We start from the raw sequence: 11650 nt of genomic DNA on the forward strand, positions 1-11650 counted from the left end.
TCAGCGGGCCGTCCGCAGGAACCGGGGCATGGCGCGCGGCTCCGGTAGGCGCAGCGGCCCCGCGCCAGGGGTGATCGATCCGAGCACGCGCGGGGCGCGCGCCCCCGTGGCGCTGGGCAGCGAGGCGGGCAGCCCATGCCAGGTGCACCAGCCCACGAGCGCCATGAGCAGCGCCTCCTTCTCGTCGCCGCCGAGCCCGAGTTCGTCGGTGCGGCGCACCGGCACCGGCGCGAGGGCCCGCGCGAGGCCGTCCATGATCACGGGATTATGGGCGCCGCCGCCCGAGACGAACAGCTCGGTCACGCCCGCCTCGCGGGCGGCGTCCGCGACGGTGCGCACCGTCAGCTCGGTCAGCGTGGCCACGAGGTCGCGCGTCGACAGCGCGGTGCCGGCGCGCCGCTGCGCCGCCGCGATGTACTCCGGATGGAACAGCTCCTTGCCCGTGCTCTTCGGCGGCCGAAGCCGGTAGTAGGGCTCGTCGAGCAGGACGCGCAGCAGCGCCTCGTCGACGCGGCCGCTCGCCGCGATCCGGCCGTCCGCGTCGTAGCCGGCCGGATGCGCCCCGCGCTGCTGCACGACGGCGTCGATGAGCGCGTTCGCCGGACCGATGTCCCACGCGCGCACGGCGTCGGCGCCCTCGGCCACGACCGTGATGTTCGAGATGCCGCCGAGGTTCAACGCGGCAGGCGTGCCCGCGCGGCCCGCCAGCACGAGCCCGTCGAGCAGCCCCACCAGCGGCGCGCCCTGCCCGCCCGCGGCGATGTCGCGGCTGCGCACGTCGGAGACCACGGGAACGCCGGTGGTCTCGGCGATCCAGGCCGGCTGCCCCAGCTGCAGCGTGCCGCGCGCGGCGCCGGTGTCCGGTTCGACCCAGTGGTAGACGGTCTGCCCGTGCGAGACGATGAGGTCCACCCCGCCGACCCGCGCGATCGCCGCCGCCGCGACGTCCGCGAAGGCCCGCCCGATGAGCGCGTCGAGTCGCGTGATCTCGTCGAGCGTGGTCGGCGACGGCGGCAGCGCGGCGACGAGGCGCGCGCGGAGCTCGGGCGCGTACGGCGTCGAGTCGTGGAACAGCGTGCGCGCCGTGAGGCCGTCGCCGTCGGGGGCGAACTCGATCACCGCCGCGTCGATGCCGTCGTGGGAGGTGCCCGACATCAGGCCGAGGATTCGCATGGCTCCATCACATCACGGCCGGCCCGACCCTCCGGACAGACGGCGAGAGCCCGGGACGATCGTCCCGGGCTCTCGAAGCGGCGCGCGCCGGATCAGCGCGCGAAGTTGCCGCGGTAGTACTCGTAGACCCAGCCGACGAGCGAGACGGCCAGCAGGCCGACCGCGAACGGCAGCAGGAAGATGCCCACGGCCAGCGACAGCGCGCCGAGCGCCGCGGCACCGGCGAGGAGGATCGGCCACCACGACCACGGGCTGAACTCGCCCATCTCGGCGTCGGCGTCGTCGATGTCGGCGTCGAGGCGGTCTTCCGGCAGGTCCACGCCCTTCTGGCCGCGGTGCACGAGCTGCACGTAGAAGGCGACCATCGAGGCCATGAACACCGAGAACAGCAGCGCGGTGCCGCCGGTCCAATCCACCGCCTGGTACCACGGCAGCCCGCGCGGGTTGTCGAGGAGGTCCCAGATCGCGTAGACCGCGAAGGCGACGGCGAAGAAGGCGGCCAGCAGCCACCAGATCACCACATTGGAGCGCATGGCCTTACTTCACCTCTCCGTCGGACAGATCCATCACCGGCGCGTCGGGCGCGTCCTTGGCCGGGCCGACGCCCACGGGCACCGGGGCCTCGCCGTGGTTCAGGTCGAACGCGGGACGCTCCGAGCGGATGCGCGGGATCGACGTGAAGTTGTGGCGCGGCGGCGGGCAGCTGGTGGCCCACTCGAGCGAGCCGCCGTAGCCCCACGGGTCGTTGACCGTGACCTTGGGAGCCTTGCGCGCGGTGATCCAGACGTTCAGGAAGAACGGGATGAGCGAGGCGCCCAGGATGATCGAGCCCACCGTCGAGAGCTGGTTCTGCCACGTCCAGCCGTCGGCCGCCGAGTAGTCGGCGTAGCGGCGGACCATGCCGTCGACGCCCAGCCAATGCTGGATGAGGAACGTCATGTGGAAGCCGATGAACAGCATCCAGAAGTGCACGTAGCCGAGGCGCTCGTTGAGCATACGACCGGTCCACTTCGGCCACCAGAAGTAGAAGCCGGCGAACATCGCGAACACGACCGTGCCGAACACCACGTAGTGGAAGTGCGCGACGACGAAGTACGAGTCCGACAGGTGGAAGTCGAGCGGCGGCGACGACAGGATGACGCCGGTCAGACCGCCGAAGACGAACGACACGAGGAAGCCGAGAGCGAAGACCATCGGCGTCTCGAACGTGATCGATCCACGCCACATGGTGCCGATCCAGTTGAAGATCTTCACGCCGGTCGGCACCGCGATGAGCATCGTCATGAGCGCGAAGAACGGCAGCAGGACGGCGCCGGTGACGTACATGTGGTGCGCCCACACGGACACCGACAGCGCGGCGATCGCGATGGTCGCGTACACGAGGGTCTTGTATCCGAAGATCGGCTTGCGGCTGAACACCGGGAAGATCTCCGACACGATGCCGAAGAACGGCAGCGCGATGATGTACACCTCGGGGTGGCCGAAGAACCAGAACAGGTGCTGCCACAGGAGCACGCCCCCGTTGGCCGGGTCGTAGATGTGCGCGCCGAGGATGCGGTCGGCGCCCGCCGCGAGGATCGCGGCGGCGAGCACGGGGAACGCGATGAGGATCAGCAGGCTCGTGATGAGGGTGTTCCACGTGAAGATCGGCATGCGCCACATGGTCATGCCCGGGGCGCGCATCGTGATGATCGTCGTGATGAAGTTCACGGCACCGAAGATCGTTCCGAAGCCGGAGATGCCGAGACCGAGCATCCACATGTTCCCGCCGAAGCCGGGTGAGAACGACGCATTCGCGAGCGGCTGATACGCGAACCAGCCGAACGAGGCCGCACCCTGCGGGGTGAGGAAGCCGGCCACCGCGATGAGCGAGCCGAAGGTGAACAGCCAGAACGCGAAGGCGTTCAGGCGCGGGAACGCCACGTCGGGGGCGCCGATCTGCAGAGGCAGGATGACGTTGGCGAAGCCGGCGAACAGCGGCGTCGCGAACATCAGCAGCATCACGGTGCCGTGCATCGTGAACAGCTGGTTGTACTGCTCCTTGGTAGGGATGATCTGCATGCCCGGCGCGAACAGCTCCGCGCGGATCAGCAGGGCCATCACGCCGCCAAGGCAGAAGAACAGCATGGAGGCGATGAGGTACATGTACCCGATCGTCTTGTGGTCGGTGGAGGTGATCCACTTGACCACGATGTTGCCCTTGTGCTCGACGCGCGAGCCGCTGAGCAGCGCGGCCTGGCGGGCCGGCATGACGGGAGTGGTCTCCTGAAGGGTGGTAGCCATGATGCTCAGTGGCCCTCTTCCTCGTCGGTGTTCGGCGCGCCGGTACCCGGTGCGTTGCCGAGACGGTCGTAGGCGTCGTTGATGTCGCCGGTCTGGCCCTTGGCCTCGAGCTCGTCGAGGTAGGCCTCGTACTCGTCCTCGCTGACGACCTCGACCTCGAAGAGCATCATCGAATGGTACTCGCCGCAGAGCTCGGCGCACTTGCCGGCGTACGTGCCCTCGCGGGTGGGGATGAACGACCACGAGTTGTCGTGACCGATGTACATGTCCTTCTTGTACAGGAAGTCGATGATCCAGAACGAGTGGATGACATCGCGCGACTGCAGGTCGATCGTGACCTTCTGGTTCACCGGGAGGACGAGCTTCGGCAGCTGCTCCTCGTCGATGTTGCCGTCGGCGTCAGGCTGGGCCTGGATGCCCATGCTCCACACGGCGTCGGAGTTGTCCTCCTCGTCGCCGTTGTACTGGAAGTCCCACGCCCACTGCTTGGCGATCGCGGTGATCTCGACGTCGACCTCGTCGGCCGACCACGGGGTCTCGACGCGGGTCTGCTCGCGCGCGGTGAAGGCGAACAGGCCGAGCACCAGGATGAGCGGGACCGTCGTGAAGAAGATCTCGATCGGCATGTTGTAGCGCAGCTGCACGGGCAGACCGGTCTGGCCCTTGCGGCGGCGGTACACGATCATGGCCCAGAGCATGAGGCCCCAGGTGATGATGCCCACGGCGAGCGCCGCGATCCACGAGCCGACCCAGAGCGAGGCGAGTCCCTCGGTCTGGTTGGTCGTCGGGGTACCGCCCTCCTCGAACCCGGGGAGGTAGCCGTGCAGCTCCGTCGGCGTGCAGGCCGCGAGGGAGGCAACGGCTGCGACGGCGACAGGGATCGCTGCCCAGCGGAGACGTCGTTTCGAGGGCACGAATTCACCTTTCGAACGTGGATGGGGCACATGCCAGTCTAGGGCACATGCACACTCGATTCCGGCCACACTCTCAGCGGGACGCGCCTAGCACATCCCGGGGGCCGGACACGCCGAACGGCCCCGCACCGGGTGACGGAGCCGTTCTGCGCGCGTGATCAGTGGAAGCTGTCGCCGCAGGCGCACGAGCCCGAGGCGTTGGGGTTGTCGATCGTGAACCCCTGCTCCGAGATCGTGTCCTTGAAGTCGATCGTCGCGCCGTCGAGGTACGGGACCGACATGTTGTCGACGATGACCTCGACGCCGTCGAAGTCGACGGTCTCGTCGCCCTCGAGATAGCGCTCGTCGAAGTAGAGCTGGTAGATCAGGCCGGAGCACCCGCCGGGCTGCACGGCGACGCGCAGGCGCAGGTCGTCGCGACCCTCCTGCTCGAGCAGGCTCTTGACCTTGTTCGCGGCGGCCGCGGTCAGTCCCACGCCGTGGGCGCGGGTGGTGTCGGCGGTCAGGGTCGTGTCAGTCATGACGCTCTCCTCCTCGGGCCCCGCCGACGGACGGCTCAGGGCGATTCCGTTCGATTGTATCCGCGCCGCCTGGGGACGGGCGCTGTTTCCGATCAGTCCTGGCGCGCGTTCATGCGGCCGAGCAGCAGCGTCTCGCTGATGACCGCATGCCGGAACGTGTCGAGGTGCAGGGACTCGTTGGGGCTATGCGCCCGCGCGTGCGGGTCCTCCACGCCCGTGACGAGGATCTGCGCGCCCGGGTAGCGCTGCACGAGGTCGGCGATGAACGGGATCGAGCCGCCGACGCCGTAGTCCACCGGGTCCTTGCCGTAGCCGTCGCGCATCGCGTCGCGCGCGGCCTCGACCGCCCACCCGCTCGTGTCGACGAGGAAGCCGTCGCCGCAGTCGACCTCGCCGAAGGTGAGCTGCGCGCCGAACGTGTTGTGCGCCTCGAGGTGGGCCTTGATCGCCTCGTACGCGGCCGTGGCGTCCTGGCCGGGGGCGATGCGAGCACTGACGACGACCGTGACCTCGGGCGAGAGCGTGTTGGAGGCGGCCGCGACGCTCGTGTGGTCGATGCCGGTGACGGTGATCGACGGCTTGTTCCAGATGCGCGAGAGGATCGTGCCGTCGCCGATCGGTGTGACGCCGTCGAGCAGGCCGGTCTCGGCGCGCAGCGTCGCCTCGTCGTACTGCGGCGTCTCGGCGTCGCGGACGGTCAGCCCCGCCACGGCGACCGAGCCGTTGTCGTTCCACAGGGTCGAGAGCAGCTTGATCGTCGCGAGCATCGCGTCGGGGATCGCGCCGCCGAACATGCCGGAGTGCGAGGCGTGGTCGAGCGTGCGCACCTTCAGGTGGAACTTGGCGTTGCCGCGCAGCGAGACCGTGACGGCCGGCGTCTCGGAGTCCCAGTTGCCGGAGTCGGCGACGACGATCACGTCGGAGCGCATCGCCTCGGCGTTGTCCTCGAGGAACTGCGTGAAGGAGCGGGAGCCGAACTCCTCCTCCCCCTCGATGTAGAGCACGATGCCGAGGTCCAGGTCGGAGCCGATCGTCTCCTGCAGCGCCCGCAGCGACGCGATGTGCGCCATGACGCCGGCCTTGTCGTCGGCGGCGCCGCGCCCGTAGAGCCGGCCGTCGCGCACCGTGGGCTCGAACGGCGGGGTCTCCCACAGGGCGTCGTCGCCCGGGGGCTGCACATCGTGGTGGGCATAGAGCATGACGGTGGGGCGGCCGTTGCGCGCGGCGCGCGTGGCGAGGATGCCGGGCTGGCCGACCTCGTCGGTGCCGGGGATCGCCGCGCGGTGGATGCGGACCTCGTCGAAGACGCCCGTGTCGCGCGCGAGCTGCGCGATGGCCTCCGCGCTGCGGACGAGCTGGTCCTGGTCGAACGCGGGCCAGGCGATGCCCGGGATCCGCACGAGCCGTCCGAGGTCGGCGAGCGCGGCGGAGATCCCTCCTTCCGCGGCGTCGACGAGCTTCTGATCCGGAGTCGGCGTGGAGGTCATGCGGGTATCCTATGGCGATACGCCGCGCCGCTTCTGGGCCGCGGCTCCCGATCGATCCCGAGGTGCTTCCCGTGGCCAACACCCCCGCGCCCGCCGACGACGACGCGTCGACGACGACCGTCGGCAAGGGCCGTCCCACCCCCTCCCGCGCCGAGCGCGAGGCCGCTCGCCGGCGCCCGCTCGTCGCCAACACCAAGGAGGCGCGACAGCGCGCCCGCGCCGAGCTGCGCGAGCGCCAGGACCGCGCGCGCATCGGCATGGCCAACGGCGAGGAGAAGTACCTGCCACCGAAGGACAAGGGCCCGCAGCGCCGCTGGGTGCGCGACTACACCGACGCCGGCTGGCACATCGGCGAGCTGCTCATGCCGCTGCTGATCGTCGTGCTCATCGTGACGATGTTCCTTCCGCTGGAGTTCCAGTTCTACGGGATGATGGGCCTCTGGATCTTCGTGGCGCTCACCGTCGCCGACATGATCATCCTGTCCAACACCGTCAAGAAGAAGGCGGCCGACAAGTTCGGCAAGGACAAGCGCGAGAAGGGCCTGGGCTGGTACGCCGCCATGCGCTCCGTGCAGATGCGCTGGATGCGCCTGCCCAAGCCGCAGGTCAAGCGCGGTCAGTACCCCGCCTGACGCGTCCGACGCGACCGCCCCGGTGATCTGCGGATCCCGGGGCGTTCGTCGTTGCGGGGCAAATCCGCAAGTCTGTGTGAAGTCCGGGCGTCCGAACGCGCGGAGTTGACACAGACTTGCGGACTCAGCGGCGGGCGAGGCCGCGGTTGATCTGGCGGGCCCAGAACGGACCGCGGTAGAGGAACGCCGTGTAGCCCTGCGTGAGCGTGGCGCCGGCGTCGAGGCGCTCGCGCACGTCGTCGGCGGTCTCGATGCCGCCCACCGAGATCACGCAGAACCCGGGATCGGGCGCCGCGGCGCGGATCAGGCGCAGCACCTCGAGCGAGCGCGCCTTCAGGGGGGCGCCCGAGAGGCCGCCGGCCCCGGCCGCCTCGACGGTGGCGGGGTCGGTGGCGAGCCCGTCGCGACCGATCGTGGTGTTCGTCGCGATGATCCCGGCGAGGCCGAGGTCGACGGCCATCGCGGTGATCGCCGAGACCTCGTCGTCGGGCAGGTCGGGGGCGATCTTCACCAGCAGCGGCGTCGAGCCGGCCGCGGCCTTGACCGCCTCGAGCAGCGGGCGCAGGGTCTCGACGGCCTGCAGCCCACGCAGGCCCGGGGTGTTCGGGGACGAGACGTTGACGGCGAGGTAGTCGGACAGCGGCGCGAGCATCCTCGCGCTGGCGACGTAGTCGGCGGTGGCGTCGTCGACGTCGACGACGCGGCTCTTGCCGATGTTCGCACCGACGACCGCTCCCCCGCGGCGCAGCCGCGCGAGCCGGCGGGCCGCGGCCTCGGCGCCGCGGTTGTTGAACCCCATGCGGTTGATGACGGCGCGGTCCGGCACGAGCCGGAACAGCCGCGGCTTCGGGTTGCCGTCCTGCGGGATCGCGGTGACGGTGCCGATCTCGACGTGCCCGAAGCCGAGGGCGTCGAGGCCCCGCACGCCCACGGCGTTCTTGTCGAAGCCGGCCGCCACGCCGAACGGCGAGGGGAAGCGCACGCCGAGCGCCTCGACGGCGAGGGACGGATCGGGACGGGTGACGGCGCGGACGATCGGCGCCAGGGGCGCGCTGCCAAGCACGCGGATCACGGCCATGCCGAGGTGGTGGGCGGTCTCGGGGTCGAGGCGCGAGAGCACGGTGCGGAACAGCAGCGGGTACATCACGCCTCCGCCGGCACGTCGCCGCCGGGGCGGCCCGCGTGGTCGGCGCGCAGGTCGGCGATCGCCGCCTCGAAGTCCTCGAGCGACTCGAACGCCTGGTAGACGCTGGCGTAGCGCAGGTAGGCGACCTCGTCGAGCTCGCGCAGCGGCCCCAGCGTGGCCAGGCCGATCTCGTTCGCGTCGATCTGGCTGAGGCCCGTCTGGCGCACGGCCTCCTCGACCTTCTGCGCGAGCAGCGCGAGGTCGGCGTCGGTCACGGGGCGGCCCTGGCAGGCCTTGCGCACGCCCGCCATCACCTTGTCGCGGCTGAACGGCTCGACGGCGCCGGAGCGCTTGATCACGTTCAGGCTCGAGGTCTCGATCGTCGAGAACCGCTTGCCGCACTGCGGGCATTGCCGCCGGCGACGGATCGAGAGGCCGTCGTCGCTCGTGCGCGAGTCGATGACGCGGGAATCGGGGTTGCGGCAGAAGGGACAGTGCATAGCCCGTCCAGCCTACGCGCCGCCGCCTGCGGCCCCGCCGGGCGCCGTGAAGCGCGCGACGACCGCCTCGCCGTGCGCGGGCAGGGCCTCGGAGGCCGAGAGCGCGACGATGCCGTCGCGCACCTGCGCCAGGGCCTCGCGGTCGTACTCGATCAGCTGCTGCGGGCGCAGGAACGTGGCGGCCCCGAGACCGGCCGCGTAGCGGGCCTGTCCCCCGGTGGGGAGCACGTGGTTCGAGCCGGAGAGGTAGTCGCCCAGGCTCACGGGTGCGTAGGGGCCGATGAACAGCGCGCCCGCGCTCGTGTAGCGCGCGGCGGCGGCCGGCGCATCGACGAGGTGGAGCTCGAGGTGCTCGGGGGCGTACGCGTTGCTGAACGCCTCGGCGGCGGCGGCATCGTCGACGAGCACGATCGCGGACTGCTCCCCCGCCAGCGCGGTGGCGACGCGCTCGCGATGGCGCGTGGCCGCGGCGACCTCGGCCACCTCGCGCTCGACCGCGGCGGCGAGCTCGGCCGACGTCGTCACGAGGACGGCCGACGCCTGCTCGTCGTGCTCGGCCTGGCTGACGAGGTCGTACGCGATCAGCCGCGCGTCGCCGGACTCGTCGGCGACGATGAGGATCTCGGTCGCGCCGGCCTCCGAGTCGGTGCCGACCACGCCCGCGACGGCGCGCTTGGCGGCGGCGACGAAGTTGTTGCCGGGTCCGGTGACGACGTCGACGGGGTCCAGCCCGAGCGAGGCGACACCGTAGGCGAGCGCGCCGATCGCGCCGGCGCCGCCCATCGCGTACACCTCCGTCACGCCGAGCAGGCCGGCGGCGGCGAGGATCGTCGGGTGGACCCGGCCGTCGAACTCGGCCTGCGGCGGCGAGGCCAGCGCGATGCTGCCCACGCCGGCCACCTGGGCGGGAACGACGTTCATGACCACGCTCGAGGGATAGACGGCCTTGCCGCCGGGAACGTACACGCCCACGCGCGAGACCGGCTGCCACCGCTGCGTCACCCGGGCGCCGGGGCCGATCTCGGTGACCCGCGGCGCGGGCACCTGTGCGGCCGAGGCCTGCCGCACGCGACGGATCGACTCCTCCAGCGCGGCACGGACCTGCGGGTCGAGCCCGTCGATCGCCTCGGCGATATGCGCGGCCGGGACGCGGACGGCGTGCCCGGCGACGCGGTCGAACCGCTCCGCCTGCTCGCGCAGCGACGCCTCGCCGCGGGCGCGGACGTCGTCGACGATCTCGGCCGCGGCATGCAGCGCCGCCGCCCGCGCCTCGGTGGCGCGGGGCACGGCGGCGAGCAGCTCGGCGGGACTCAGGGTGCGACCACGCAGGTCGATCGTGCGCATGTGTTCCTCTGCGGGGACGGGCTCAGCCGCGGGTGACGTCGGCGGTGTCGAACAGGAAGCCGACACGGCCGTCATCGTGGCGGACGACGAAGACGTCGCCGCGCTCCTCGAGCACGAGCGCCCACGCGGTCGGGCCGATCCGGAACAGCGGCGCGCCGGTCTCGTCGACGACGTCGCGCTCGGTCGGGGCGAGCGCCCAGAACGGCTGGTTGTTGGTGACGGGGCGCGCGGCCGGGCTTGTCGGGACGGCGCTCGTGGCCGGCTCGGCCTGCTCGCTCTCGGCCTGCGGCGCGGCGGACTCGGGCGCCTCGGCCGGGGCCTCGGAGGCCGCGACCGACGCGACGGCCTGGGCGGTCTCGTCGGTCGCGAGCTCGGCGGCCGGATCGGGGGCCACCTCGGTCGATCGGGCGAGGGTCTGTGCCGCCGCCGAGCTGTCGAAGTCGTCGTCGGCGGTGGCGCTCATGCGGCGGTAGGCCGGCGCGGCGGGCTCGTCGCCGCCGAAGGTCGGCGAGATCCCCGTGCCCGCGTGCTCGCCGGCCGGACGCGCCGCGGCGCTCTCGGGGTTCGCGGCCTGGTCGGTGGCCTCGTCGACGGGCTGCGCGGCCGCCGGCGCGGGGTCCGCGGCCGGAGCGGGCGGCGTCACGACCTCGGCCTGACCGTAGCCGCCCTGGCCCTGCGCCGGGTCGAAGCCCTGCGGCTGCGGCGTGCCGTAGCCCTGGCCCTGAGCCTGACCCTGCGCGGGGTCGTAACCCTGACCCTGCGCGGGGTCGTAGCCCTGGGGCTGCGGCGGGTACGGCGCGTACTGGCCGTAGCCCTGGGGCGCGCCGTAGGCGGGCTGGCCGTACGGCTGCTGCCCGTACGGCTGCCCGCCGTAGGGCTGACCGGGCTGCTGGCCGTACGGCTGGGCGCCGGGCTGCTGCTGGCCATAGGGGTAGGGCGCACCGTACTGCTGGCCGGCAGCGGGCTGCTGCCCCTGGCCGGGCCACGCGGCCGCCGGCTCGGGCTTGGGCGCGCGCGGCTTCTGGATCACGCGCCGGACGGGACGGGCCGCGCGCGTCGCGGGGACCTCGTCGCGCCCGTCGAAGTCGGCGCGGAACGGCGCCACGAACGGCGCGGCGACGGTGAAGAACACCCCGACGAGCGACACGATCGCCGACACCCACGCGACCCACGTGGGCTGGAAGACGGGGCCGCCGATGAACGGCAGCAGCTCCCCGAGCTGCGCGCCCAGCACGCTCAGGAAGATGACGGTGTGCCAGGCGACGATCGCGAAGGCCGAGAACGCGACGGAGGCGAACTGGTCGATGCTGAGCGACCCGATGCGCACGCCCGTGTGGGCGAGGCGCCGCGCAATGAGCAGCGACGTCGCGAGGATCAGCGCGAGCAGGGCCGCGATCTGGACGACGCCCTGACCCCACAGCGGTGCGTAGTCGCCCTCGACGACGCTGAAGAACGACAGCACGAAGAGGATCACGCCGGCGCCGATCACGAACCACTCGCGCAGCGTGAACTTCCACAGTCCGGGCACGCCGCCGCCGGGCGCGGCGCCGTCGGACGGAGCCTCGGGCGAGATCGGCGCGGCGACGGTCGGCTCAGGGGCGGCGTACGGCTGCGGCGCGCTCGCGCCCTGCGGCCAGCTCTGCGGGGGGTAGCTGTTGTCGGACACGAGG

Annotated in this window: 11 protein-coding genes; 1 reads left to right on the forward strand and 10 read right to left on the reverse strand. The window is 71.8% G+C overall.

The annotated features are described in order from the left end of the window. The 6 genes from E3O41_RS08850 to E3O41_RS08875 form a co-directional block, all read right to left on the reverse strand. Positions 1–1155 carry an anhydro-N-acetylmuramic acid kinase gene (locus tag E3O41_RS08850; protein WP_240482461.1) on the reverse strand — a complete coding sequence of 385 codons (1155 nt, stop codon included), beginning with the start codon at positions 1153–1155 and terminating at the stop codon, positions 1–3. A gap of 110 nt (positions 1156–1265) precedes the next feature. Beyond that, entirely contained in the window at positions 1266–1706 is a 441-nt protein-coding gene (gene ctaF / locus E3O41_RS08855; protein WP_067027250.1) for an aa3-type cytochrome oxidase subunit IV, read from the reverse strand. Positions 1707–1710: 4 nt separating this feature from the next. Next, positions 1711–3456, reverse strand: coding sequence for an aa3-type cytochrome oxidase subunit I (gene ctaD / locus E3O41_RS08860; protein ID WP_067027252.1), 1746 nt, complete (start codon positions 3454–3456; stop codon positions 1711–1713). A gap of 5 nt (positions 3457–3461) precedes the next feature. Further along, positions 3462–4370, reverse strand: coding sequence for an aa3-type cytochrome oxidase subunit II (gene ctaC / locus E3O41_RS08865; RefSeq protein WP_083991003.1), 909 nt, complete (start codon positions 4368–4370; stop codon positions 3462–3464). A gap of 158 nt (positions 4371–4528) precedes the next feature. Beyond that, a complete protein-coding gene (gene erpA / locus E3O41_RS08870) occupies positions 4529–4891 on the reverse strand; it encodes an iron-sulfur cluster insertion protein ErpA (protein WP_067027256.1) in 363 nt (120 codons plus the stop codon). Between the two features lie 92 nt (positions 4892–4983). Next, positions 4984–6378, reverse strand: coding sequence for a dipeptidase (locus E3O41_RS08875; protein WP_067027258.1), 1395 nt, complete (start codon positions 6376–6378; stop codon positions 4984–4986). A gap of 71 nt (positions 6379–6449) precedes the next feature. Here E3O41_RS08875 and E3O41_RS08880 point away from each other — a divergent pair, with 71 nt between their 5' ends. Next, positions 6450–7010: a DUF3043 domain-containing protein gene (locus tag E3O41_RS08880; RefSeq protein ID WP_067027406.1), complete on the forward strand. Its 561-nt coding sequence runs from the start codon at positions 6450–6452 to the stop codon at positions 7008–7010. A 124-nt stretch (positions 7011–7134) separates the two neighbouring features. On the opposite strand, the gene E3O41_RS08885 is transcribed toward E3O41_RS08880, so the two are convergent. From E3O41_RS08885 to E3O41_RS14435, 4 genes are read right to left on the reverse strand one after another with little or no spacing between them, the layout of a single operon-like run. Next, positions 7135–8154 carry a quinone-dependent dihydroorotate dehydrogenase gene (locus E3O41_RS08885; RefSeq protein ID WP_067027260.1) on the reverse strand — a complete coding sequence of 340 codons (1020 nt, stop codon included), beginning with the start codon at positions 8152–8154 and terminating at the stop codon, positions 7135–7137. After that, on the reverse strand, positions 8154–8636 hold the full coding sequence (nrdR, locus tag E3O41_RS08890; protein WP_067027262.1) for a transcriptional regulator NrdR: 483 nt from the start codon (positions 8634–8636) through the stop codon (positions 8154–8156). The genes E3O41_RS08885 and nrdR overlap by 1 nt, the downstream gene beginning before the upstream one ends. A gap of 12 nt (positions 8637–8648) precedes the next feature. Then, positions 8649–9980, reverse strand: coding sequence for a histidinol dehydrogenase (gene hisD, locus E3O41_RS08895; RefSeq protein WP_067027264.1), 1332 nt, complete (start codon positions 9978–9980; stop codon positions 8649–8651). 22 nt (positions 9981–10002) lie between these two features. Beyond that, positions 10003–11646 (reverse strand): hypothetical protein, encoded by a 1644-nt coding sequence (locus E3O41_RS14435; protein ID WP_067027266.1) that lies wholly within the window; start codon positions 11644–11646, stop codon positions 10003–10005. Between the last annotated feature and the right edge of the window lie 4 nt (positions 11647–11650).

The organism is Microbacterium sediminis (assembly GCF_004564075.1).
GTDB classification, from domain to species: domain Bacteria; phylum Actinomycetota; class Actinomycetes; order Actinomycetales; family Microbacteriaceae; genus Microbacterium; species Microbacterium sediminis.